Here is a 26,157-nt window from a genome sequence, read left to right as displayed (position 1 = left end):
ATATGAATCATAAACATGCAAAAATAATTTTCATTATTTTTGTTAATATAATCGTTTTATTTGGTTGTTCGCCTATTGTAGAAAAAAATCTGGTTGAAGAAATTGCACCAGTAACTTTTTGGTCGGTTCAGAAAGGGGATGAGGAGAAATACAGAATGAGCACTCTGATACCTCCTCTTGTAAAAGAAAAGAAACGTCTTTTGACTGTTCAAGTTGACCTGTTAAAAGAAGGTGTTAAGGGTTTTAATTTAAAGTATTATAGAGAATTAAAATTAGGACAGCTCCGAATGCTATTAATCAGTGAGGAAATTGCAACAGAGGGAATCAGTCCATTGATTGATACAATTTTGACAGATCCTGATATTTCTAAACGTATCTATCTGGTCATTGTAAAAGGGGATTTTGATGAGTACATCAACAGTCAGCTTGGCGTACAACAAGACCTGGATTATTATCTCTATCGGATGTTCAAACATTACGATAATCAAGGTAAGATGACTGTAGTAAATTTGCATGAATTTATGAAAGCTCTTCATTCACCATCCCATTCTCCCGTATTACCTGTTTTTGAAGCGAACAATGAAAATTTCCAATATCTAGGTACTGGCATTTTTAAAAATGACAAATTGATCGAAACTACGAACAACCTAGAAGAGCAAATCTATCAGCTTCTCAGCAATGATCATTTTTTAAAGTATTTTACGCTCCGTGATCTATCTTTTGTTCTGGGCCATGTGAAAGCAGATATCCAATTGGATATCAATAAGGCCTATTCTGAACTGATGCTCACCGTCCAATTGGACGGTCGGCTTGATGAAATTGCTCGGGAACATGATTCGCTCACCCGGGATGAGCTTTCACGATTCGAGTTGGAAATTGAATCGTATTTGGAAAAACAGACTGCCGATTTTTTAAAAAAGCTTCAAGAGAATAAAGTTGACCCTTTGCATTTCAGAAATCATACCTTGAGACCTTTCTCAAAACCTCTTGAGGAAAAAGAATGGTCAGACAAATGGGAACAGATGGAGGTAAAAGTAGATTATGACCTTAAGCTCCAACCATTAAAAGATATCAAAAACTGATCAATCCATCTTCCGTAAGCGAACGAAAACAACTATGTTCTGAACACAAATAGGGGACTAAGCTCATGAACAGTTGAGGGCCATGGTGGGCAGCAAGCAGAGATACGAACAGATTCTGAAAATTTTTGGAGTGAAACACCATTAAAAAAGTACAGAGTATCATGAGATATTAATGCGGATGAAAGATAATTATCTGAGAACCGGATATGGGAAGCTCTTATTACCTTAAATTTAACTCAAAGAGGCGATGTAGTTAGAGTTTTTTTGTTTTGAATAGCAGTTTTTGGATATGTATGGATTTGGGCTGCCAAAAGCCCAAACCTCCACAAGAATAAAGTTCGAAATACCGGCATCATGGATGTAAATTAAATATTTTTCTTAAAGCAAGCATCACTCCCTGGTGGTCATTATCCTCAGTCACCCAATCTGCGCTTTTTTTTACAGATTCCGGAGCATTATTCATAGCAACTCCTAAACCGGCAGCTTCCAGCATTTCGATATCATTTGTGCCATTACCAATTGTTACGACTTCGTTTTGCGTAATTCCAAGCTGATTGATTAGCGGTAAGATACCTGTCCATTTTGAGCCTGCTGGAAATACTTCCAATCGGTCTCCTTCATCAAAATCAGCAGCCCCAGTAATCATTTCTTGAAGAGCAGCACGGTGCTCAGCCTGAATATAAAGAGCCAGTCGATGGGCTTCTTGCTTTGTATCGATGATATTCGATTCCACCGCTTCAGGAAGCAGGTATTCTATTCCGCGAAGTGGATGGTTGGAACGTGAAGTGCGATCTGAAAAATGAATAAAGACTCCGTTCAATTCATGTGTCTTTTTACAAAGATTATGTGCCAGGCTGGATGGGATTTTGACATCGTGGATTACACTGCCTTCTGAAAGAACGTATCCCCCGTTATAAGTGACATAGGTAGAAGTTCCTAACTTTTCTCCATACGGGATAGCCCCGTCTAAAGACCGTCCCGTTGCCAACGCTACGTGCACACCCTTTTGTTTGATTTTCCGTACGGTTTCAATTAGCTGCTCATCAAGCTGTTCTTGAGAATTTAATATAGTTCCATCAATATCAAGAAAAACAATTCTATACATCGAGATCCTCCTCAACATTATTATCGTATGGATTAAAACGCAAAATAATCTGAATGTGTAAACATACTATACAAAATACAGATTATTGTATATAGAGATTAAAGTAAAATGATTAAAATGAATAGGTGGAAATATTTTTTTTGAAAAAATAATTGAAAACGTTTTCTTTATATGATAGTTTGTGTAAAGAGCAGTTGCAAAAAATTGTACAATAATTTTTGAAATAATCGATTAAATAAATTAGCTATTACACTTTTAATTACATTGTTCCTTCAAGGGCAATGGATAACTAGATTAAATATTCTGAAAAAAATATAGAAATTGTTTTCTGGGTATGATAAATTAATGATGTGAAAATACAAAAAAATGTACATTGGAATAAAGGTGATGTGGAATGAGAGAAGATCTCTATTCAAAAAAAGGAATAGTTTTACAAAAAATTGCTGAAGAATTGCTCTTTATTGAAGTAGGTGAGAGACTGCCGAAAGTAGGTGATTTCTCTGAGAAATATCAAGTGGGAAGAGGAACCACCCAGTCTGCATTAAAAAGGCTGGAGAAAGAAAAATGTATAGCACTTGAACCAAGAGGCCATTTAGGCACATTTCTAAGATCTAAGAATTTGTCGAATTTACTCCTGTTTTCAGGAGTAAATCAAATTACTGCAGTAATGCCGCTCCCTTATTCTAAAAAGTATGAAGGGCTCGCAACGGGACTTACTTCTGAATTAGAAGGAATAGGACTTTCTCTAAATATTGCATTCATGAGAGGCTCTAAGCTTAGGCTTGAAGGAGTAAAGGAAGGACGATACGATTTTGCCCTTGTCTCAAAGTATTCTGCTCAGGAAGCGTTGAAAAATGAAAGTAATTTAAAAATAGCATTGGAATTTGGAATAAAAACATATGTTTCAGAACATGCTGTTATTTTTTCAAATTTAGAAAACAAACAACTCAAAGATGGAATGAAGGTTGGGATCGACAGTTTTTCAATGGATCAAAAAATATTAACGCAGGCTGAAGCAACAGGGTTAACGATTGAGTACCTTGAATTTAATTATATGCATATGCTTCAACATCTAAAGGCAAAAACAATTGATGCAACGATTTGGAATGTTGATGAAATAGATCCCACATTATTTAATATTAAACCACTTGCTTCACCTCTGGCAATCAACTATGAAAGTCAAATGAATGAAGCGGTTTGTGTGATAAAGAAGGATAATCGTAAGATGGAGTACATTATTGATCAGCTTTCAAAAAATAAGGTTGTTGAAATTCAATCAGATGTTGTAAAGGGAAATATAATTCCAAAATACTAGTTTTTTAATGTATAAAGGTTTTTAATTTGAATCCATTTTTGGGGGTGATTAACTCCGAGGTAAGAATGATTAATTGTGTTTTATAAAGTTCTGAGAATTAATAAACTCAATATACAATATATAGTATATTGTATATTTGTTTAAAAATATAAGGGGGATGAACAACCATGGATGCTACTTTAAAAGAAAGAGTAGATTTACTGCATGACACGAATCAAATAAACGATGAAATTTATCATCGTTTACCAGGAATTTTTGATGAAGTGGAAAAATATTTGGATGTAATTTTGACAGAGGAAAGTGCTGGATCTTTTGCTAGTCATATGTCAGTGGCCCTACAGAGAATTTCAGAAAATAATCCTGTGACAGAGATTTCAGATGAACTTAAAAGCGTTATTGAAACACATCCGAAATACTACCAATTTGCTCAAGAGATTTTATCTGCTGGAAATTTAAATGTTGATGCCGAAGCCGCTTTTATCACACTATACTTTTGTTTATTAACTGGAAAGGAGAATTCATGATGTTACGAATCGTAATTGGAGGTCTTAAAAAAGACGTTATTGAAAGAAGTGCAAAAGCTGCCGGAGGAGATAAGGTTCAAGTAACCGTTACTTCTGATTTTGATGCTGCAAAAAAAATAAAGGCTGGAGAAGCTGATTATTATTTAGGTGCTTGTAATAGTGGAGGCGGAGCTGCGCTTTCAGTATGTATCGGAATTTTAGGCTATGCCAATTGCTCAACTGTAGCGAAAAATGGTAAAAAACCAAATCCAGCAGAAATTGAGAAATTGGTATCTGAAGGGAAAATTGCTTTTGGGATGTCCGTTGAAGGCATTGAAGAAGCAGTTCCACTCATTGTTAATAGTCTGCTTAAAAAAAATAACCTTGCGTAGGAGGTAGGGTATGGAGAATGTTTCGGTAATTGAAGTTTTAGTCATAATGTCACTTACAGCTTTAACGGCAATGGCTGCCCATTGGGGTAAAGCGGTATTTCATGATGGGATTCGTCCGATTATTCCTGAATATTTGGAAGGCAGAATGAAACGGACGGAACTTGCGTCCATTTCATTCGGGTTAAGTATTGGATTTATCGTATCTGTTGGAATTTCGTTCGCCGTGTCATTCGATCTATTAAATCCATGGCTGTTATTCCTTCCTACAGATATTTTAGGTGTTATCGCAACGAGATGGTGGATGGCTGCAGCACTTGGTGGAGCTTGGGGACTTGTAGCATTATTTGGACTTACTGGCGTTCAAACCGTTTTTGCCATGCTGCCGGTTGATATTTTTAGCGCGCTAGGTGAACTATCAACACCTGTACTTGTTGCCTTTACTGCTTTTCCGATCATTGCGATTCTCTATCAATTTGGATGGGTTAGAGCACTTATTTCTGGATTTATCGTATTGATTGTCCGTCAATTGCTGCCTGTTGTCGGGGGCAATTTTACAGAAAAAGCTGATGCGAACTTAGAGCAAGCGAGTCAATTGGCTGGCGTTACGCTGCCTGCAGATGGAGACTTTGCTGCCAAAGTTACTGCGCTTACAGATGCTGCTGGGAATAACCAGCAAATACAGGATTTAATCTCACAAGCTACAAATAATTTCTCACTTGGTACGACGATTTCAAGCTTCACCATGCAAATCGCTGTACTGATGTTAATGGGGATGATTTTGTTAGTTGGTTTTGCCATCAGAAAAGATCTTAAAAATAAAGTAGAAATCAGTGTAGATACAGATGAAGAGAGTTTATTTGATGCCCGTACAAAACGCATTTATAAAGGTATTCCTATTCTAGCAGGTATTGGTGCACTTTTAGCTATTGCGGCCAATATGGGGCTAATGACTGGTTCTGAAGTGTCTGGTCCAATTCTTCAACAGGCATGGCAGGCTACGGGTCAAGAACAGGCCGATCTATTACAAAGTGCGGCGATCGCTGATTTTATCAGGGGAATCAGTTTTATTCCATTGATTGTTACAACTGCTTTAGCAACAGGTGTTTATGGAGTGGTTGGTTTAACCTTTGTATTCCCAATTGGCTATTTATTGCCGAATCCATTTTTGGCAGGAATTGCAGGAGCAGTTTGGATATTTTTAGAAATTATTGCTCTTCGTGGAATTGGACGTTTCCTTCAGCGTTTCCCTTCATTGCGTGAAGCATCTGACAACATCCGTTCATCCATGAACTCAATGATTGAGCTTGCTTTATTTATCGGTGGAGCATTTGCCGCAATGGTAATGGCACCAGAAGCAGTCGGCTTATCTCTAACCATTTACATTTTGCTGTATGCTGCCAACGAAGGACTTGGACGTCCTGTTATGAAGCTTGCTGCTGGTCCAGTAGCGATTATCCTAACAGGTATTATCCTGAACGTACTGTATTTCCTTCAATTAGTATAAATTCATTGAAAGGTAGGAGCATTCCTACCTTTTCCTTTAGGAGAGATTTTATATGAAAATTCAATCTGTTACAGGTCCAATCGATCCTCAATTTTTACAAAAAACGATGATACATGAGCATCTTGTATTTGATCTATCAGAAGTTCGTGGGGAAAAAGATGCAGATTCCAAGCTTGAAAAATCACCAGCGCTGGATCAAGAAATAAAGAGAATTATCGAGTCGGGATGTAATACTGTCGTCGAGGTATCAAATATTGGGATGGGCAGGGATGCCAAAGCGATGTTCGATATAGCGAAAAAGCATAATTTAGTCATTATAGCTTCTACCGGCTTCTATAAAGAATCAGTATATCCATCATTTGTTTTTGAAAAAACGAAAGAAGAGCTTGCCGAAATCATGATTCGTGAAATTGAAGATGGAATGGACGATACGACGATCAAAGCAGGTTTGATAGCTGAAATCGGCAGCAGCTATCAAGAGATCACCGAAACGGAGAAGAAGGTATTTGAAGCTGCAATCCTTGCTCATAAAAAAACAGGTGCTCCAATCAGTACACATTGTGAAATCGGAACAATGGGCAAAGGGCAGCTTGATCTTTTTCAAGAAAATAATGCTGATATGAGCAGAATTTCTTTTGGTCATCAGGATTTAAATGAAAATATCGAAGAGCAGCTTGAATTGCTAAAAAGCGGTGCATTTATTCAATTCGATACAGTAGGAAAAAACAGCTACAGAAAAGATTCAGACAGACTTAGCAATCTGATCGAATTACTTAATTTCGGGTACGAAGATCAATTGATGCTATCTTGTGACATTACAAGAAAATCTCATCTGAAAAGCTATGGTTACAATCATCTTTTCGAAGATTTCATTCCTGCATTATTAAATAACGGAGTAAAGGAAGAAACCATTGATAAAATGCTTGTTCAAAACCCGCGTAGGTTTTTAGCTTTTTAATTTGATAACAGTATTTTATAAATGAAAAACGTACGAAAATTCATTTAAAAGTGTCTTTTGATTTCCACACCAATCAGCAATGGACTTTAACGTTGTTTATGTTAGAAAGAAGGATAAGTGATGGCTGATCAATCTGTATTAAAAAATATGACTTTTCAAGAAGCGAAAGAGCTTCAATTTCGGCTAATAGAAGAAGTAACAAAGGAATTTAAAAATAATGAGTTTTTTCAGACAGGTGATGTAGGTCTTCATCCAGCCTATAATCGTCCGTTAATGACAGCCAAGATCGAAAGTGTACTGGCAAAAACCTTCGATTCAGAAGCGTGTGCATTGGTTCGGGGAAGTGGAACCGGCGCCATTCGAAACATTCTTAGCGTATTAATGGAGCCCGGTGAACAGTGTATTGTTCATGACGCACCAATGTATACAACAACAAAAGAAACCTTTCGTTTAATGGGATTAAAGCAAAAACGTGTAAATTTTAATGATCCAGCAGCATTGATTAAAGCTCATCAGGAGGATAAACAATCAAAGGTTTTTTATGTTCAGCATTCGCGTCAGCAGCCGAACGATACTTATAACCTGAAAGAAGTCATTTCACTTGTAAGAGAACATGGTCGGAATTTACCGATTGTGGTTGACGATAATTACTGTGCCATGAAAACAAAAGAAATCGGCATCCAGTGTGGGGCAAACTTTTCTGCATTCTCTGGTTTCAAGCTTTCAGGACCTGAGGGGATCGGAATTATTCTAGGTGGAAGTGAGATAATCCAGCAGCTTCACGACCGGAATTATTCGGGTGGTGGACAAGTGCAAGGCCATGAAGCACACGAATTACTCATCAGTTTATCCTCTGCACCAGTGATGCTTGCCATTCAAAATGAACAGGTTGAGCATTTGTGCTCCCGGTTAAGCGAGGGTGAGGTAAGCGGAATCAAGCAGGCTTATATAACTAACTCACAATCAAAAAATGTCATTGTAGAATTTGAGAAGCCAATTGCTGAGCAAGTGATTGAAATGGCTTCTAAGTTCGGGGCAGCAACTTATCCGGTTGGTGCTGAGTCACGCTATGAATTAATTCCAATGATCTACCGGCTATCTGGAAGCTTTATAGAAAGCAGACCCGAGCTTAGACAGCATGGGGTACGAATAAATCCTATGAAATCGTCTGCAAATACTGTTGTTCATATTTTACAAAATGTAATGGAAGAAATATCAAGGGGGTAATACACCCATGTTTATCAATATGACACTTAGAAGAAATGAAGGACTAATTAGAACTGCAGCTAACCTCCATCAAGAGGGGAAAATTCCAGCTAATACGTATGTCATTGATTTAGATTCACTTGAACATAACGTAAATAAGCTCAGTCAAACAGCACAACAGCATGGAATGAATTTATATTATATGACAAAACAAATCGGTCGAAGCGGCTTTGTTGGACAAGTAATTGAACAAAATGGAATTAAACGTGCAGTAGCCGTAGATATTGACGAAGCATTTGAGCTCAAAAAGACAAATTGCGAGATTGGTAACATTGGACATATTGTACAGCCTAGCAAGACTCAATGGAATGAAGTTTTAACATATTTAAAGCCTGAAGTAGTGACATTGTTTTCGAGCGAAAGAGCGAAGCAATTATCTGATGCAGCCATTGCATTAGGTAAAATTCAAAATGTAATTCTTCGAGTAATTAAGCCGGAGGACATGGTATATCCTGGCCAATTTGGCGGCTTCTTATTGGGTCAGTTGGATGGCTATTTGGATGAAATATTGAAATTAAAAGGGATTCGGGTCATTGGCATAACCAGTTTTCCGGTATTACAAATAAAAGATGAAAAAGACGATTTCGCTTTTACTTCTAATATTCAAACCATTCAGAAGGCACGTGAAATCTTTGAAAATAAAGGGATTGCTGTTACTCATATTAATGCTCCCAGTGCTACAAGCTGTCATACAATTCCAATGCTAAAAGAATTTGGCGTCACTCATGGTGAACCAGGTCATGCACTGACAGGAACGACGCCTTTACATGCTTACCGAGATGATTTGCAAGAGATTCCTAGCATTGTGTATACTTCTGAAATTTCCCATATGGATGAGGAATATGCCTATACAATTGCGGGCGGTTATTATCCGCGTTCAAATATGGAAGGGGCATTATTTGGGAGTAACGGATCGCACGTACTAAACCAGCGTACCACTGTCGATCTAGTGTCGCCTGATAATATTGATTATTACGGCTGTTTAAAAAAACAAGATCAAATGAAGGTTGGGGATTCAGTTATACAAGCATTTCGAACTCAAATCTTTGTTACAAGGGCTCATGTTGCCTATGTAAGAAACGTGAACTTTCATAATCCCGAGTTAGTTTATTTTCAAAGAAGGGGGATGTAAGGAATGAGAAAAATGACTCTCCTTGTACTCGACGGATTCGGAATCGGGGCAATGGATGATTGTAAAATTGTAAAGCCTGAAGATGTGAATGCCAATACTTATAAGCATATACGAGAAGCTGTTGATTTATCAATTCCTACATTATATAAGCTTGGGCTTGGGAAAATAGTGGACAATGAAGGTGTTCCTGTTGCAGCATACGGTAAAAGTAACTTAGCACACCCAGGAGCAGATACTTTTTTAGGGCATCAGGAGTTAATGGGAAGCAAACCGAAAGAACCTAATAAGCGCTTAATGATGGATGTGGGTATTCAAATCAAGGCTGCACTGGAAGCAAAGGGCTATGAAGTAAAATATGCAGCTGATCGGGGAACGGCATTGCTTGTTAATGGTTCAGTGATTATTGGAGATAATCTTGAATCACAGCTTGGAAACATTATAAATGTCGTTGGTGATTTGAACCAACTATCTTTTGAGGAGCTTACTGTAATTGGGAAAATCGTTAGAGAAAATGTTGATACAAGCAGAGTAATCATTTTTGGCAATGAAAAGACAACCATTGAAACCATTCTATCGGTTGTGAAAGAGAATCATCCTGGTCAATGGGGAGTGGATAGTCCAAAAGCAAATGTTTATGGCGAGGGGTATCGCGTACTTCATTTAGGCTATGGAGTTGATTACCAAAAACAATTTGCATACATGGCCGAACAAAACAACGTTCCCGTATACCGTATTGGAAAAACTGCTGACGTAATTCAAGCAGAGGGATTTAAAGACCCTGTAGTCAATACAAAGGACGTGCTGGAGACCTACCGCAGATATTATAGAAACAGTGAAGACAACGCTGTTTTTCTAGTAAATGTTCAAGAGACAGACCTAGCCGGACATAAAGAAGACAGTCAGTGGTATAAGGAAGTATTAGAAGAGTCTGATCGATTTTTAGCCTCATTTATAGACGAAATAAATGATGACGATTTGTTAATTATCACAGCAGATCATGGGAACGATCCAACAATTGGCCATTCAAATCATACTAGAGAACAAACGCCAATATTGATTGTTGGTAAACATGTAAAAGCAGTTACAATCGGAACGAGAGATACAATGGCTGATATTGCAGCAACGATGGCGGATTTCGCAGGTGTTGAGAAACCTGAGTTTGGTAAAAGCTTTCTACAGGAAATTTTGTAGAGCTTTATTATAAATCCAGATTTGATATTTGCCTTTAACGGGAGGAGTGCAGCAGCAGATGAAACTTGTTAAAGTTAAAAATTATGAGGAATTAAGTACTTTTGCGGCAGAAAAAATTCTTGAAAAAGTACGTTTCTTTAAAAGTGTTTCACTAGGTCTTGCTACAGGAGGGACCCCTGTCAGAACCTATGAATTATTAATTGATGATTTTAAAAAGAGAAAGACCACCTATCAGCATGTTCATACGTACAATTTGGATGAATATGTTGGGGTAGCGGCTGATGCTCGAACAAGCTATCGTTATTACATGTTTGAGCATTTATTCAATCATATTGATATACCGAAAGAAAATGTGCATCTTCCAAACGGTACTGCTGCAAATATTCTGCTGGAAACGCAAAAATATGAAGATGCGATTGATAACTTGAAAGGTGTAGATCTGCAGCTTCTTGGAATTGGAGAAAATGGGCATATTGGCTTTAATGAACCAGGAACGCCATTTGATCGTACTACTCATGTGACAAAGCTTGAAGAATCTACTAGAGAAGCCAACTCCCGTTATTTTAATAGTCTGGATGAGGTGCCGACACATGCTATTACCATGGGGATTGCTACGATTTTAAAAAGTAAAGAAATCGTTCTTCTGGCATCAGGAGAGAATAAAGCTGAAGCCCTTAATCGAATGTTTAATGGAGAGATCAGCAATCTTTGTCCGGCTTCTGTATTAAGAAACCATCCGAATGTGATTGTAGTAGCAGACGAACAAGCGGCATCGAAACTGGGAACGCTCAGCACTGTCAGTAACTAATAATGCTTTATGAAGTACAAAATAAGCCAAATTTACTGGACACCAGGAATTAGGCTTATTTTCATTTCATTCGAGTTTGTTCTATTTTAGTATAAGCTAGTAAGTATCAATGTTAATGATTACATGGTTCGGAAGGAATGAGGAAAGCGTCTCCATTTTTTTTGCACCGAGTAGATTAGAGCCGGAAATGTTTAATGGAGTATTATAATAAATTGAAAGTGTCTACTTGATAATTTAACTTTTTTAATATTGGGAAGGCGGGAATAGAAAATGAGCGGATCTATTAAATTTGATTTTCACACCCATCACTATCGCTGCGGACATGCTAGAGGTACTATTCGGGATTATATTGAATCAGCTATTAATCAAGGATTTCATATGATTGGGATATCTGATCACTCACCATATTTTGCTAGTGATGAGGAGCATTCTCATCCTCATATTGCTATGAGCAAAAAAGAATTTCCTTTGTATATTTCAGAAGTTCTTCAGCTTAAAAAAGAATATAAAGGAAAAATCGATGTACTGCTAGGTGTTGAATCTGATTTTTTTCCGGAGCACATTGAGCTGTATTGTAGGCAGTATGAAAAATATCCCTTTGATTATATTATTGGATCGGTACATCATGTGGAGGGGCTTAACATTTTTAATAAGGACCGCTGGGAAGGGCTTTCCGCTAAACAAAAACAGCAAACAAAAGAAACGTATTATCATCTTATCGAAAGCTCTGCACGGAGCGGGACTTTTCAAATTCTTGGTCATATTGATGCAATGAAAGGCTTTTATCCTGATTTTTCAACGATTCAGACCGATGCATTAGTTCAGACATTAAAAGTCATTGCACAGTACGATCTTGCAATAGAAATCAATACATCAGGCAAAACAAAAGATTGCGGTGGTTGGTACCCTGCTGATGATATACTCGAAATGGCCATTTTTTATGGTGTGAGGGTTACGTTTGGATCAGATGCCCACGATGCAGAAAGAGTCGGTGATGATTTTGAATTAGTAAGAGAAAGGCTCAAGCAAATCGGCTTTAAAGAATGGGTATATTTTAAAGAACAGAAAATGTTCACGATTGATATTTAATAAAAACTGGCTTGTTATTTCATGCTGGATAAAGGGGAAGATGAAAATGTATCAAATAAAACAGTTAGACGATCATAAATATAGTTTATATGAGTTAACTAATGCGAGGGCTGATTCGTGGCTAAAGGTTGCTCCAGAGAGAGGCGGGATTATAACAAGCTTTGGAGTAGAAGATGAAGAAATATTTTTCCTGAATAAAGAAACCTTCTACGATTCTGATGTAAATGTTAGAGGTGGTAATCCTATTCTTTTTCCGATTTCAGGTCAGCTTAAAAATGGGAAATACGAATGGGATGGAATTGAATATAAAATGAAAAACCATGGATTTGCCCGTAATCTTTCGTGGGAGGTCGTGGAAACACAAACAACCGAAACCGATGGAGCCTCGATAACTTTGAAGCTTACGAGCAGTAAAGAAACGAAGCAATCCTATCCATTTGATTTCGAAGTCTTTTTTACATATGTATTAAAAAACAATACGTTAAATATTCATCAGGAATACGTAAATAAATCAGATAAAGAAATGCCGATTTATCCGGGTTTTCATCCCTATTTTAAAACAGCTGATAAAAATCTTAACTATAAAACGGATGCTCAAACCTATCTGGATTATAATGATGGAAAAATTAAAAAGGTAAGTGACGGTATTGATCTTTCTGATAAAAAGGAATCCGTGGTCTTACTAGATGGGATAAAAAAGGAAATAGCTTTTGAGCTGCCTAAGCTAAACAAAAAAATTCATATGACCTATGGAGAAGAATTTGCCTATGTTTATTTATGGACAGAGGAAGGACAGGATTTTGTTTGTGTGGAGCCATGGGTGGCAAAAACAGATGAACTGAATCGCAAAGAAGAGCTAATCTTTGTGCATCCAGGAGAATCGTTAAAAACGGTGCTAACAATTGCAGTTAAATAAACAGGAGAGAGAAGAGGGAGTAAGAGTCTCTTCTCTTTTTATATGTATTTTTATTTTATTTGGTGAGGAAACTGTAATATTGGGAGCGATTCCTGGTTTTACCTTTGAAAAGAGAAATCCTGCTGCAGGAATGTTTGTTGAGATGTCGGCGGCAATTTGTCACCAAAATGTTGTGATAGATTGGCACCAGTTGAGCTGCTCTATTGAGTGATGGGCGTTTTAAGGTTGTCAGATGAATCGTTCCTTCTCATTTCTTCGCAAGGAGGAACGAAAAAAAGGTGCCGACCCATTCAATAGAAAACGAAGGAATGGGCCGGCACGTTTTTAAATTACGCTATGTTTATGGATTTGTTGACCACATGCCAGCTGTTTTAATGAAAACACGCGGGTTTAATTTAAGCTGTGCGACCATCAGTTCAGCAAGATCTTCTGGCTGCATTACATTTTCCGGATTGCCGCTGATAAGATTTGTTTCGATTGCCAGATCAGTAGCAACTGTACTTGGCGTTAGTGCTGTAACGCGAATGTTATGCTTTCTTACTTCAAGCATAAGTGATTCCGTTAATCCAAGAACGGCAAATTTAGAAGCGCTGTATGCGCTCGTTACTGGAGCCCCTTTTTGACCAGCAGATGAAGAAACGTTGATGATGTCTCCTGCTTTTCTTTCAATCATATCTGGAAGAACGGCTCTAGTAGTATTATAAACACCCATGAGGTTAACATTTATTATATTTTCCCATTCACTTGCTGAAAGCTCGAGGAATCCTCCAAACTTAGCAATTCCAGCGTTGTTGATTAGGATGTCAACTTGGCCCAATTCAGATTTGATTTGATCTGCTGCTTGCTGAACAGCTTCAAGATCTGTCACATCTGCAACAGCTACAGAAGCTTTGACACCGAGTTCTTTTACTTCTGCTGCTACTTTTTCAAGATTTGAGAGTGTTGTACCAACTAATCCAACATTGATTCCTTCTTTCGCAAAGGCAATGGCAGTTGCTCGGCCGATGCCTCTTCCTGCTCCAGTAATCAACGCATTTTTTCCATTTAATGAGATCATCTTATTGCTCCTTATCCAACCAATTTTTAACCCATACGATTATAGTCAAATTCAGCTAAAAAAGCTGAACAGAAAGACCGGAAATTAGAGAACTTTCGGTCTTTCTGTTCAGTATTAGTTTAATTACTCAAGGTTAGCATGCTTCCCGTACATAGTATTGGAATCAAGCTCTTTTTTCTCCATGAAACGTAAAATAACTGCATCGAAGAATAATAAAAGGGTTTGTTCGAAAAGTGATCCCATTGGCTGAATGGTTTTATAATCACTTGTCGATTTATCCTTAGGGGATCCAGGCAATTTAATGACTAGATCCGCTAATTCTCCAATTGTAGACTCAGGGAAGATGGTCACTGCAATAACTGTTCCACCTAAGCTTTTCGCTTTTTCAGCCATTGAGACTAAGCTTTTCGTTTCTCCTGAGCCGGATGCGATGATAAGAATATCATCTTTTTCCAGGTTAGCTGTAACCGTTTCACCGATAACATAAGCATCTAATCCCATATGCATCATGCGCATCACGAAGGATTTACCCATGAAACCAGATCTTCCTGCTCCTGCTACAAAGATTTTCTTTGCTTCAAGAATTTGGTTGACCAGCTGTTCAGCTTGCTCATCAGATAGTAAGTCTGCTGCTCGACTTAACTCATTAAGGATTTCATTAAAGTATCGAGTTGTCTGCATAATGAATGATTATCCTTGTTGGATTAGTTCTTGCATTTTAGCAGCTGCAGCTTTTTTGTCTTCTTGGCCAGTAATACCGCCACCAACGATTACTAGGTCAGGTTGTGCTTTAATTACTTCTGGAAGTGTTTCAAGCTTGATTCCGCCCGCAACAGCTGTTTTAGCATTTTTAACAACGCTTTTAATTGTTGCAAGGTCTTCGAATGAGTTTTGGCCTTGAGCTTGAAGATCGTAACCAGTGTGAACGCAGATGTAGTCTACGCCAAGCTCATCAAGTTCTTTAGCACGAGTTGCGATGTCTTTTACAGCGATCATGTCAACAAGGATTTGTTTGCCTTGTTTTTTCGCTTCTTCAACAGCACCTTTGATTGATGCATCTTCAGCGGCACCAAGAATTGTAATGATGTCAGCGCCTGCAGCTGATGCCTGGCTTACTTCGTATCCAGCAGCGTCCATAATTTTAAGGTCAGCTAATACTGCCAGATTAGGGAATGCAGACTTAAGTTCTTTAACTGCTTTAAGTCCTTCGTTAATAACGACAGGAGTACCAATTTCTACTACGTCTACATGCTCTTCTACCTCTTTAACCAATTCAATTGCTTGTGGAATATTTACAAGGTCTAATGCTAGTTGTAATTTCATCTGTTTAACACTCCTAAAATTTTTTTGTTGCAAGTAGTAATATAACCCGATGGTTGAGATTACTTTCAAAACAGGAACGCCAATTGTTTCCTATCTCTGCACAGTTACCATTATAAGTACTATAATATTAAATTGTAAGTACGCACTTTTATTTTACATAGTGATTAAAAGTATACTATAGGTTATAATAAGGGTGGAGGTGAAACAAATGTCTCGGATGGAAGGAAAAACGTTTAATTGTGAGAAAGAATTGACCCTTTCAGTTATTGGCGGTAAGTGGAAAATGTTGATTTTATGGCATCTCGGAAAAGAAGGAACGAAGCGTTTTGGTGAATTAAAGGCATTAATGCCTGGGATTACGCAGCGTATGCTTGTGAACCAGCTGCGAGAGCTGGAGGAAGACCTGATCGTTGAACGAAAAGTATATCCTGTTGTTCCTCCTAAGGTTGAGTATTCACTGACAGAACAAGGCCAGAGCTTGATGCCGATTTTGGATTCAATGTATAAATGGGGTAAAAATTATATGGATATCAACAGAATTAGCGAAGATGGAAGAGAATCCATTAAATAAGCATAGGTGTATAAATCTAAGCATGAACATCGTTAACCGAACTGTTTACCCGCTACCGTATGTGGCTGCTTTTTAAAAAGGCTGCTGCATACGTTTTTTTTATAATGGTTTGAAGCGATGGGGGATTTTTTGATTGCCGAATAAAATTGATTATAATAAAAGGAACGATCTGAAGTTTCAGGTAGTTGGTAAAACCTATTTTTAATAGGAAAATACTAGCGTAATTATATAAAGAAATGGGGATTTGCAAATGTCTGCTCTTACGATGATGAGCCCTTCTGAGGCTCGTGATATGATTCGAAATAATCGATATGTGAAGCCAACTTCAGGTGTTTCTAACGGATTTATTCAGGCTAATTTAGCTGTGCTTCCAAAGGACCTGGCGTTTGAATTTCTTCTTTTTTGCCAGCGTAACCCGAAATCTTGTCCTATCATCGATGTGACTGAGCCGGGATCAGGGATTGCCAGTCTGGCAGCGCCAAAAGGTGATATTAAAACAGATATTCCAAAGTATTGTGTGTATCGAAATGGAGAGCTTGTAGAGGAAAAAACGGATGTATCGGATCTTTGGGATGAGAATATGGTCGGTTTTTTAATTGGCTGCAGCTTTACATTTGAAGAGGCACTAATAAAAAACGGCATTCCCATTCGCCATAATGAGGAAAATTGCAATGTTCCGATGTATAAAACGACTATTCAAAGTGTAAAAGCCGGCCGGTTTGAAGGTCCGATGGTCGTAAGCATGCGCCCAATGACTGAAAAGGATGCCATCCGAGCTGTACAGGTAACGAGCCGTTTTCCATCCGTGCACGGAGCGCCTGTCCATATCGGCAATCCTGAAAGCATTGGCATTAAAAATATTAACGAACCGGATTTCGGCGACCGTGTAACCATAAATGAGGGAGAGATTCCTGTCTTTTGGGCCTGTGGAGTCACTCCGCAGGCAGTAGCGATGCAAGTAAAGCCCGAAATCATGATTACACATGCCCCAGGACATATGTTTATCACGGATTTGAAAAACGAAGAGTTTTCTGTTTTGTAGGATAACATTCGTTTCGACATTTTATAAGATACTACAGCAGGTAGCGTGTCTTTTTGATGCGCTATTTTTTGGTGGTTAATTTTACCATATGAAAAGCCAAATTAAATGATAAGCCGAGTTGTTTGACTAACATACTGTGTAGATTGTAATAATATTTAAGTACCTTAAAGCATTTCATATTTAAGGTCTTACAAACAGTATTCTGAAGGGAAAGGAAGTTTTTATGCCTACATTATTAGATTCGTTTCAAATTAAAGGACTTCAATTGAAAAATCGAATTGTGATGCCACCAATGTGCCAGTATTCCGTAACGGAAAAGGACGGTAAGCCGAATGATTGGCATTTTTCACATTATACAAGCCGTGCGATTGGCGGCGCGGGACTGATCATCATGGAAATGACAGATGTCGAGCCTGATGGAAGAATCACTGATTATGATCTTGGTCTCTGGTCAGATGATCAAATTCCAGCGTTCAAAAAAATTATAGAAACAAGCCAGGTTTACGGCGCAAAAGTAGGAATTCAAATTGCACACGCTGGTCGTAAAGCCGAAGATGCAGCAGTACCTGTTTCCTCATCAGCGATTCAATTTTCAGGGCAGTACAAGGAACCGCGTGAACTGACTACTGTAGAAGTGGAAGAAATGGTTGGAAAGTTTGAAGCAGCATTTAAACGTGCGTTAAATGCTGGTGTTGATACAATTGAAATTCATGGTGCCCATGGTTACCTAATTCATCAATTCCAATCACCGCTGACAAATAAACGTACAGATAAATATGGTGAAGACAAGAGTTTATTCGGCGTAGAAATCATTAAAGCTGCCCGTCGAGTGATGCCTGAAGACATGCCGCTGCTATTTAGAATTTCTGCAGTTGAGTATGCAGAAGGCGGTTATGATATGGACTATGTAATTGAATTGGCAAAGCGTTATAAAGAAGCTGGGGTCGACGTATTCCACGTTTCTTCCGGCGGGGAAGGAGAAAGTGGTCCTGCATCAAGCGGACCTGGATATCAGGTTGATTTAGCTGAAGGAATTAGAAAAGCACTGAATGTACCAACCATTGCAGTAGGGAGAATGGAAGATCCTGAGCTGAGCGATGAAGTTATCCGTGAAGGAAAAGCGGATCTTGTTGCGGTTGGAAGAGGTATGCTGAGAAATCCTTACTGGGCGAATGAAGCGTCTCTTCAGTTAGGAGGAGATCCGCTTACTCCGGTTCCTCTGGCAGCAGCATACAGTATACGATAAAAATAATTTGTCATTGAAGCTCCCTCAAAATAGTAGAGGGAGCTTTAATATGGACTTACAAGTTGATTTCCGATTCAGACATTCACTTTCTGTACGCGCCACAAAGCTTCTCATCTCAATTCTTGCTTATGGAGCCTCGCGTTCTAAGAAGGGTATTCCACATCCCAAACAAAAAACTAATAGAACAAATCCTCTTTAAAACCTCTTGACGAACGTTTTATTACCTTATAGTTTATTTATCACCTCTACAGTATATTTTTCCTCACTATGTTCTTTTTTTATACCTATATGTATATAAAGTGCGTACTTACATAAATAAAATATACGTATTATACTTACTCTCGCGCAAGTAATTGTTGAACTTGGGAATGCTAATGCCTGTCTATGAAGAGAACGATGGGATAAAGATTTTCAAGAGAAAATGCTGTGCTGAAAAAATATCAAGCGGGGGAATGCAAAGTGGATTCAATGTCATTTGTATTGTTTGGGGCTACTGGGGATCTGGCTAAAAGAAAAATATTCCCAGCTTTATATAATTTATTTCTTGATGAGAAAATGCCAGAGGCCTATTCCATTATTGGGTTAGGAAGAACATCTTTATCTCATGATGAATTTCAAACCCGTGTTGAAGAGTCGCTTAAGACATTTTCAAGACGAACTATAACAGATAACGGAAAAGTGGCTGAGTTTATTAAAGCGTTTCGTTATCAGCAGCTGGATGTTACAAAGCCTGAAGACTATAAAAACTTGCTTACTTTTATTGAGCAAAGAGAAAAAGAATTGAACCTTCCTGAAAACCGCCTCTTTTATTTATCGGTTGCTCCTGAATTTTTTGATGATATTGCCTTAAATATTAAAGAAAGCGGCTTAGGCACTACGAAAGGCTGGAAACGTTTAATTATTGAAAAACCGTTCGGTCATGATTTGGCGTCTGCTCGCGATCTTAATACTAAATTAAGCAGAGCATTTAAAGAAGATGAAATTTACCGTATTGATCATTATCTTGGTAAGCCAATGGTTCAAAACCTTGAAACGCTGGAATTCGCAAACCCGGTACTTCAAGCGATTTGGAATAAAGATTATATTGCTAATGTACAAATTACAGCAAGTGAAATCGTAGGTGTGGAGGATCGGGCAGGTTATTACGACCAGGCTGGAGCAATTCGTGATATGGTACAAAATCACATGCTTCAAATGCTTATGATGACAGCCATGCATTTGCCAGAGAAAATCAGTGCAGACGATATTCGCGATGAGAAAAGAAAAGTGATGGAATCTCTACGTTTATCATCAAACGAAGAGGTTGGAGCTCACGTCATACGCGGTCAATACGATGCAGGAGAAATTAAAGGTGATCCTGTAGTTAAATATTTGGAAGAGCCAGGAGTTAATGCTTCTTCTACAAATGATACATTTGTTGCGGCACGCTTATGGATAGACAATGATTTCTGGGAAGGGGTCCCTTTCTATATCCGTACAGGAAAGAGAATGAAAGAAAAATCAACGCGTATCGTCATCGAATTTAAAAACACATTTAAGGATCTCTACCAAACAGAAGATCAAAAGACTGCACCGAATTTATTAGTCGTTCATATAAGTCCGAATGAAGGGGTTTCCTTCCAGTTAAACAGTAAAAACCCATTGAAAAACGGCAAGATCGAATCTGTAACAGCTGATTTTTCACCGGTTACAAAAGAAGTGCCTGAAGCTTATGAAATATTATTGTTTGATGCATTGCAAGGCGATTCAACATTTTTTGCGCATTGGAATGAGGTCGAGCTATCGTGGAAATGGGCACAGCCGGTATTGGAAGCATTCGAAGAAAATAGCATTCCGCTTCATTCTTACAAGGCGGGATCAATGGGCCCTGAAGCATCGGACAAGCTGCTTCATGAAGAAGGCTTTCACTGGTGGTAAAAAATGCATTTTAACGTATAAGATCATGAAAAATAAGTGAATAGGTATATTTTAGGAGGAAGTCAGGATGAAGATTGGATTAATTGGATTAGGAAAAATGGGATTAAATTTAGGTCGAAATTTAATTGATCATAATCACGAAGTAATTGCACTTGATGTCAATCCAAATGCAGTTTCAGAAATGGCAAGCTATGGAGCAACTGGTACGTCAAGATTACAGGAGCTTGTCGAATCACTTGAAACACCACGTGTTCTTTGGATGATGGTTCCGCATGCTGTCGTTGATTCCGTACTTACTGAAGTAAAACCATTATTAAGTAAAGGCGACATTGTGATCGAAGCTGGTAATTCTCACTATAAAGAGTCGATTCGCAGATACAATGAGCTAAAAGAAATCGGCGTGAGCTTTATGGATGCAGGAACATCCGGCGGTATGGAAGGAGCGCGCAATGGCGCATGCTATATGATCGGCGGCGATCCGGAAGCCTGGAGCGTTGTAGGAACAATTTTTAAAGATACTGCGGTCGAAAAAGGATATTTATATGCTGGAAAAGCGGGAAGCGGACACTTTTTGAAAATGGTTCATAACGGAATTGAATATGGGATGATGGCGGCTATTGGAGAAGGGTTTGAAGTACTGGAAAAAAGTGAGTTTGATTTTGATTATGAAAAAGTCGCCAGCGTGTGGAACAATGGATCCGTTATCCGCTCATGGCTCATGGAACTGACTGAAAACGCGTTTTCTAAAGATGCCAAATTAGAAGATATCAAAGGTGTTATGCATTCTTCCGGTGAAGGGAAATGGACTGTTGAAACTGCCCTTGATCTGCAAGCAGCAACCCCTGTTATCGCGATGTCATTGTTGATGCGTTATCGTTCTTTGGACAATGACACCTTTACTGGAAAAGTAGTCGCTGCATTGCGCAACGAATTTGGCGGACACGCTGTAGAAAAGAGCGGGAAATAGCAGCAAAATTTCAGACATGAAACTTCAGTCATAACACTGGACCTTCTAAATGAAAGGGGAAGGGAACATGTCTATTTCGTTTGATTATTCAAAAGCATTGTCTTTTATGAAAAAAAGTGAGGTAGAGAACCTAAGTGAGTTTGTAAAAGCCGCTCACAATATGCTTCATGAAAAAAAGGGGCCGGGCTCTGATTTTCTTGGCTGGGTGGATCTTCCTCTTAACTACGATAAAGAAGAATTTGCACGAATTAAATCCATTAGATCAGTCTGGAGTAGAGGCATACAAGAAAAATATGTTTGCTCTGCTTGGGAAGCCAGGATTTGAAGCTGAAAAAGCAGTTTTAATGGAGCGGTTGTCTAAATCGTAATGTGTTTAAACATTGTTATGATTGACGGTATACTTTATATACTTATTATGATTATGTATCGTATAAGTAATAATGTTATGTATGTAACGTTTTAGATGTTATATTTAAAATTACACTACAAGAAAGAGTGCTGCAAATGTTTGTTGAGGATGAGCACTCATTTTTTTGAAGAGGAGAATAAAACTTATGAATCGTTTTACAATACCCAGAGACATCTTTTATGGAGAAGGATCAATTGAAGCACTGAAGGATCTTGAAGGTCAAAAAGCTACGATCGTTATAGGAGGAGAATCGATTAAAAAATCAGGCTATCTTAATAAAATTGAATCGATTCTAAAAGAAGCCGGCTTTAAAATTCAGCTGATTGAAGGAGTAGAAAACGATCCTTCTGTTACTACCGTTTTAAACGGAGCGAAAAAAATGGAAGAATTCCAGCCGGACTGGATTGTCGCCGTAGGGGGAGGTTCCCCCATTGACGCAGCAAAATCGATGTGGGTACTGTATGAAAACCCTGAGTTGACATTTGAACAAATTAAAGCACCGAACCCCCTACCTGTACTCCGCAAGAAAGCACGCTTCGCCGCGCTTTCCACAACAAGCGGCACGGGTACAGATGTGTCGCCGTTCTCTGTTATCACAGATCGTGACAAAGATGTGAAATATCCAGTTTTTGGATACGAAATCACACCTGACCTTGCGATTGTCGACCCAGAGTTAACCTATTCAATGCCGCCAAACATTGTAGCATATACAGGAATGGATACAATCACACATGGTATTGAAGCATACGTATCCCTCGCGCATAACCCGTTTACCGATCCATTGGCTTTGCAGTCTGTCAAAATGGTCGTGGACAACGTAGAAAAATCATACTCAGGCGACAAGGAAGCAAGAGGCGAAATGCATTATGCCCAGGCGATCGCCGGCATGGCCTTCTCAAACGGCTTTTTAGGAATTGTTCACAGCCTGGCGCATAAGAGCGGTGCGATTTTCGGTATTCCCCATGGTTTAGCGAATGCTCTTTATCTGCCATACGTGATTGACTTTAATAAAAAAGCAGACAATTCACGTTTTGCAGAAATCGCAAGTATGCTTGGCCTTAAAGGAAATACAGAGGATGAACTGACCGATTCCCTAACCGAAGAAATTCGCCGCTTGAACCGTGCAATGGATATTCCATTAACGCTTGAAGAATTCGGGATTGATCAAAAAGAATTTGAAAAAAATCTGGATAAAATGGCAGCAGGGGCAGTTGAAGACCCTTGTACACCAGCTAATCCACGTGAAGTGACAGCAGAAGATCTGAAAAAGATTTATATCGCTGCCTTTAACGGTGATAAAGTTGATTTCTAATCAAAAATGAATAGAACTGGCCCATACGTCATCCATATTGGACTGGCGTACGGGCAGTTTTTTTGTATTTCGCGTACTAATTGGAGAGTTTATCCGCTGCTCTGAAAACAATCTTATTAATTCACTAAAATTTATAGTTAAAGCAGAAACTTAGTAATTATTTTCAGCCTCTGAATCTTAATCAATCGCATTAACTATTCACAAATCTCTCAAATTTCTCCCAAAAAGGTCTTTTAGAAGTTTTTCAACTTATAAAAGACCTTTTTTCTGTGATTTTGTATGGAATTCTTCTTCTAAGTCGTTGTGAGGAATGTGATTTGACCATCCAGATAATATTCAAAACATGAATTATCAATGTCTATCAGTAACTTTAAAAGAATTTTGGTTGAAAAAGTATTACCCAAAGGCAAAATAGCACCGAAAAGCTGGCTCGTAGGGAAGTTTATTTGAATAAACTGTTAGTACTAAATCTGACTTATTATACGAATTTTATTGAAATTTTGATAAAATATATAATAAATGTAATATGATAGATCGAACAGGAATTCAATTCACAAAAGCTGTATACTGTCGCGACAAAAAGTTTAAAATTATGCAAATGGAATTGCTGTATTTTCGATGGTAACAGCTGTTTTTTTCTATTTATCCAGACCTTATACCTCCACAATCTTTCCATATTTTTTAACATCAATTATCAGGCAGTTAAATAGATTTTTTAAAAAGGGGATTTAAAGTGGGTAAATATTCTAGGCAAATAAAACAAACTCCTTCAGATACAGGTATGGTTTACAAATTTACATTAAAAGACGACTGCTTTATTCACACATTCTGTGAAGGGGAATTGTTATATAAACTGGGTTTCGAACCTGGAGATATAGTGGGTAGAACATTATTTGATTTTTATCCGGAGGACTATGCGGCTGAGAAATTGGAATATTATAAAATAGCATGGGGCGGAGAACCTTGTGTTTTTGAAAGTTACATAGCTGGTTTTAGTTATATTTGTACACTCAGGCCGGTTTTTCACAAAGGAAAAGTAATAGAGGTGATTGGTACCAGTATTAATATTTCGGATAGAAAAATTCTCGAAGAAGAATCTCAACAACTAGAAAATTTATCTCGAACAGTACTTGAAACAATGTCAGAAGGTATATTCCTTGTAGAGAAATGTAACCAGGAAAATAATAATAAAATAACTGCATTAAACAAAAATGTAGAATCACAACTAGGGATTAAATCTGGATATTATAATGAAAATACTTTACTAAATATGGGGATAGAATTTATAAATGATAAAGGAATACCTTTATCTTATTGGGATTTGCCAGGAATTATTACCCTGGAATTGGGGATTTCCTTTAACAACTTTATCATGGGTAAAATGAACAAAATAGGGGAAGTGTCCTGGTACTCAGTCAATTCAAAACCACTTAACAGTTTTATGGAAAATAGAAAAGGAACCCTTGTATCTTTTAAAGATATTACAGATCAAAAGGAACAAGAGTTTAAATTAATTGAAGCACATGAGTACCAAAAATCACTACTTAATACCTTAAATAGTGGAGTAGTTGTTACTAATAGAAAAAGAGAAATAATTGCAGTCAATAGCTCCATGCTTAAAATGTTGTGTTTAGATGGAAATTCGAATCAATATATCGGAACTTACGCACCAAATTTTTCTTATCTATTTAAAAGACCCGAAGCATTTTTGAAATTTCTTGAATCGATTAGTGAAACCAAACCATTCACAGTAATTGAACTGGAAACTAAGAATAATAAGATTCTTGAATGTAAATATTTACCTTTATATATTCATGGAAAATTTATTGGGAACTTTTTCGAACTAATCGACATTACTGAACACAAGAAGATGGAGGTTGCTATCAATAAATCTAAAGAAGTGGCTGAAAAAGCAAATAAGGCTAAGTCCGACTTTTTATCAAAAATGAGCCATGAGCTAAGAACACCATTGAACGGAATATTGGGTTTTGCTCAACTTCTTGAATTAGAAAAAGGATTTGATGAAGACCACCAGGATTCCATTCAAGAAATATTAAAAGCCGGAAGACATTTATTAAAACTAATAAATGACATTTTGGATTTATCAAGAATTGAAAATGGAAATTTAGAAGTTAATACAGAAGAAATATACTTCGATATCATTTTAGAAGATTGTATTAAATTACTTAGACCAATAGCGAATAAAAATAAAATTACTATTTTAAACCAAACTGATTTATATAAAAAATATGCAATTAAGGGAGATGCTATTCGTTTAAAACAAGTATTTTTGAATTTGCTAGATAACGCAGTTAAATATAATAGACCCAATGGAAAGGTCTATATTAGTTGCAGTCTAGAAAAAAACTACGTTGTATTTCGGATAAAGGATACTGGACAAGGTATTCCAGCAGAATTGCAAAAAAAAGTATTTGATCCGTTTATACGCCTAAGTACTGAAGAAGAAGGTACAGGTATTGGACTTTCTATTACAGAGCAGCTCATAAAGTCAATGGGTGGTAAAATAGGGGTAAGTAATACAGAGATTATAGGAAGTGAATTTTGGTTTTGTCTGCCGATTTCGAATCAAACAAAAAAACATCAACATGAATCTAAAGTAAATGACAAAGTTGTATATAAAAAAATACCTAATGCATTTCAAATTCTTTATATTGAGGACAATGAGTCGAATCGTCGGTTAATAGAAAAAATCCTATATGGAGAACCTTCACTAACATTATTATCTGCAGTTAATGGGATGGAAGGTCTCAGGTTAATTAATAAAAATGAACGTAAACCGGATATTATCTTACTGGATATCAACCTGCCTGATATAGATGGGTATGAATTAATAAGGAGGATCCGTCAAAATAATAAAACACAGAATATTCCTGTGGTAGCTATAAGTGCAAATGCTATGATGGATGAAAGGAAATACGCACTTGATAAAGGGGTCGTAGAGTATTTGACAAAACCTGTTGATGTTCAGGAGCTATTATCTACACTGTACAGTATCTTAAAACATTAGCTTAATAGGTCATTAAGGGGAGAA

At 37.6% G+C, this 26,157-nt stretch carries 24 protein-coding genes and 1 pseudogene; 21 read left to right on the top strand and 4 right to left on the bottom strand.

Annotated elements, in window-relative coordinates; all coding sequences use genetic code 11:
• Positions 1-2 precede the first annotated feature (2 nt).
• A complete protein-coding gene (locus C4B60_RS17865) occupies positions 3-1,082 on the top strand; it encodes a Ger(x)C family spore germination protein (RefSeq protein ID WP_104059391.1) in 1,080 nt (359 codons plus the stop codon).
• Between the two features lie 352 nt (positions 1,083-1,434).
• Here C4B60_RS17865 and C4B60_RS17860 read toward each other — a convergent pair whose 3' ends face one another.
• Positions 1,435-2,187 carry an HAD family hydrolase gene (locus C4B60_RS17860; RefSeq protein ID WP_167578697.1) on the bottom strand — a complete coding sequence of 251 codons (753 nt, stop codon included), beginning with the start codon at positions 2,185-2,187 and terminating at the stop codon, positions 1,435-1,437.
• Positions 2,188-2,581: 394 nt separating this feature from the next.
• Here C4B60_RS17860 and yhfZ point away from each other — a divergent pair, with 394 nt between their 5' ends.
• From yhfZ to C4B60_RS17800, 12 genes are all read left to right on the top strand, one after another.
• Positions 2,582-3,502 (top strand): GntR family transcriptional regulator YhfZ, encoded by a 921-nt coding sequence (gene yhfZ, locus C4B60_RS17855; RefSeq protein ID WP_104059389.1) that lies wholly within the window; start codon positions 2,582-2,584, stop codon positions 3,500-3,502.
• A gap of 167 nt (positions 3,503-3,669) precedes the next feature.
• The gene (locus C4B60_RS17850; RefSeq protein ID WP_104059388.1) at positions 3,670-4,026 is read left to right on the top strand and encodes a PRD domain-containing protein; all 357 of its coding nucleotides are present in this window, start codon (positions 3,670-3,672) and stop codon (positions 4,024-4,026) included.
• Positions 4,026-4,397, top strand: a complete 372-nt coding sequence (locus C4B60_RS17845; RefSeq protein WP_104059387.1) for a DUF2620 domain-containing protein — start codon at positions 4,026-4,028, stop codon at positions 4,395-4,397. The genes C4B60_RS17850 and C4B60_RS17845 overlap by 1 nt, the downstream gene beginning before the upstream one ends.
• Before the next feature lie 10 nt (positions 4,398-4,407).
• Positions 4,408-5,901, top strand: a complete 1,494-nt coding sequence (locus tag C4B60_RS17840) for a YhfT family protein (RefSeq protein ID WP_104059386.1) — start codon at positions 4,408-4,410, stop codon at positions 5,899-5,901.
• Positions 5,902-5,953: 52 nt separating this feature from the next.
• A complete protein-coding gene (locus C4B60_RS17835) occupies positions 5,954-6,859 on the top strand; it encodes a phosphotriesterase family protein (RefSeq protein ID WP_104059385.1) in 906 nt (301 codons plus the stop codon).
• 120 nt (positions 6,860-6,979) lie between these two features.
• Positions 6,980-8,086: an aminotransferase class I/II-fold pyridoxal phosphate-dependent enzyme gene (locus C4B60_RS17830; RefSeq protein WP_104059384.1), complete on the top strand. Its 1,107-nt coding sequence runs from the start codon at positions 6,980-6,982 to the stop codon at positions 8,084-8,086.
• Between the two features lie 7 nt (positions 8,087-8,093).
• Complete coding sequence (locus tag C4B60_RS17825) at positions 8,094-9,257, top strand: YhfX family PLP-dependent enzyme (RefSeq protein WP_104059383.1); 1,164 nt, start codon at positions 8,094-8,096, stop codon at positions 9,255-9,257.
• A gap of 3 nt (positions 9,258-9,260) precedes the next feature.
• Entirely contained in the window at positions 9,261-10,448 is a 1,188-nt protein-coding gene (locus C4B60_RS17820) for a phosphopentomutase (RefSeq protein WP_104059382.1), read from the top strand.
• A 58-nt stretch (positions 10,449-10,506) separates the two neighbouring features.
• Positions 10,507-11,256 (top strand): glucosamine-6-phosphate deaminase, encoded by a 750-nt coding sequence (nagB, locus tag C4B60_RS17815; RefSeq protein WP_104059381.1) that lies wholly within the window; start codon positions 10,507-10,509, stop codon positions 11,254-11,256.
• Positions 11,257-11,526: 270 nt separating this feature from the next.
• Positions 11,527-12,345: a histidinol-phosphatase gene (locus C4B60_RS17810; RefSeq protein WP_209020111.1), complete on the top strand. Its 819-nt coding sequence runs from the start codon at positions 11,527-11,529 to the stop codon at positions 12,343-12,345.
• Positions 12,346-12,391: 46 nt separating this feature from the next.
• Positions 12,392-13,261, top strand: a complete 870-nt coding sequence (locus tag C4B60_RS17805) for an aldose epimerase family protein (protein WP_245154045.1) — start codon at positions 12,392-12,394, stop codon at positions 13,259-13,261.
• Positions 13,248-13,472, top strand: coding sequence for a hypothetical protein (locus C4B60_RS17800; RefSeq protein ID WP_104059379.1), 225 nt, complete (start codon positions 13,248-13,250; stop codon positions 13,470-13,472). Before C4B60_RS17805 ends, C4B60_RS17800 begins: the two co-directional genes overlap by 14 nt.
• A gap of 129 nt (positions 13,473-13,601) precedes the next feature.
• Here the strand turns inward: C4B60_RS17800 and C4B60_RS17795 are convergent, their stop codons facing one another.
• The 3 genes from C4B60_RS17795 to hxlA all read right to left on the bottom strand — a co-directional run bounded on the left by C4B60_RS17795 (position 13,602) and on the right by hxlA (position 15,641).
• Complete coding sequence (locus tag C4B60_RS17795; protein ID WP_104059378.1) at positions 13,602-14,318, bottom strand: 3-ketoacyl-ACP reductase; 717 nt, start codon at positions 14,316-14,318, stop codon at positions 13,602-13,604.
• A gap of 123 nt (positions 14,319-14,441) precedes the next feature.
• A complete protein-coding gene (gene hxlB, locus C4B60_RS17790) occupies positions 14,442-14,999 on the bottom strand; it encodes a 6-phospho-3-hexuloisomerase (RefSeq protein ID WP_104059377.1) in 558 nt (185 codons plus the stop codon).
• 9 nt (positions 15,000-15,008) lie between these two features.
• Entirely contained in the window at positions 15,009-15,641 is a 633-nt protein-coding gene (gene hxlA / locus C4B60_RS17785; protein ID WP_104059376.1) for a 3-hexulose-6-phosphate synthase, read from the bottom strand.
• A gap of 208 nt (positions 15,642-15,849) precedes the next feature.
• Between hxlA and hxlR the strand changes: the two genes are divergently transcribed.
• From hxlR to C4B60_RS17745, 8 genes and pseudogenes are all read left to right on the top strand, one after another.
• Positions 15,850-16,212 carry a transcriptional activator HxlR gene (gene hxlR / locus C4B60_RS17780; protein WP_104059375.1) on the top strand — a complete coding sequence of 121 codons (363 nt, stop codon included), beginning with the start codon at positions 15,850-15,852 and terminating at the stop codon, positions 16,210-16,212.
• 250 nt (positions 16,213-16,462) lie between these two features.
• A complete protein-coding gene (locus C4B60_RS17775) occupies positions 16,463-17,254 on the top strand; it encodes a putative hydro-lyase (protein ID WP_104059374.1) in 792 nt (263 codons plus the stop codon).
• A gap of 223 nt (positions 17,255-17,477) precedes the next feature.
• A complete protein-coding gene (locus C4B60_RS17770) occupies positions 17,478-18,500 on the top strand; it encodes an NADH:flavin oxidoreductase/NADH oxidase (RefSeq protein WP_104059373.1) in 1,023 nt (340 codons plus the stop codon).
• A 459-nt stretch (positions 18,501-18,959) separates the two neighbouring features.
• The gene (gene zwf, locus C4B60_RS17765) at positions 18,960-20,417 is read left to right on the top strand and encodes a glucose-6-phosphate dehydrogenase (protein ID WP_104059434.1); all 1,458 of its coding nucleotides are present in this window, start codon (positions 18,960-18,962) and stop codon (positions 20,415-20,417) included.
• A 67-nt stretch (positions 20,418-20,484) separates the two neighbouring features.
• Complete coding sequence (gene gnd / locus C4B60_RS17760; protein ID WP_104059372.1) at positions 20,485-21,384, top strand: phosphogluconate dehydrogenase (NAD(+)-dependent, decarboxylating); 900 nt, start codon at positions 20,485-20,487, stop codon at positions 21,382-21,384.
• A 67-nt stretch (positions 21,385-21,451) separates the two neighbouring features.
• Positions 21,452-21,637 (top strand): annotated as a pseudogene (locus tag C4B60_RS17755) (glucose-6-phosphate isomerase); the annotation flags it as partial.
• A gap of 301 nt (positions 21,638-21,938) precedes the next feature.
• Complete coding sequence (locus tag C4B60_RS17750; RefSeq protein WP_104059371.1) at positions 21,939-23,105, top strand: iron-containing alcohol dehydrogenase; 1,167 nt, start codon at positions 21,939-21,941, stop codon at positions 23,103-23,105.
• A 733-nt stretch (positions 23,106-23,838) separates the two neighbouring features.
• Complete coding sequence (locus tag C4B60_RS17745) at positions 23,839-26,133, top strand: ATP-binding protein (RefSeq protein WP_104059370.1); 2,295 nt, start codon at positions 23,839-23,841, stop codon at positions 26,131-26,133.
• Positions 26,134-26,157 lie beyond the last annotated feature (24 nt).

Source organism: Jeotgalibacillus proteolyticus (genome assembly GCF_002926065.1).
In the GTDB taxonomy this organism is placed as follows: domain Bacteria; phylum Bacillota; class Bacilli; order Bacillales; family Jeotgalibacillaceae; genus Jeotgalibacillus; species Jeotgalibacillus proteolyticus.
The sequence above is the reverse complement of the archived record's forward strand: the minus strand, read 5'-3'. Positions and strand labels throughout refer to the sequence as shown.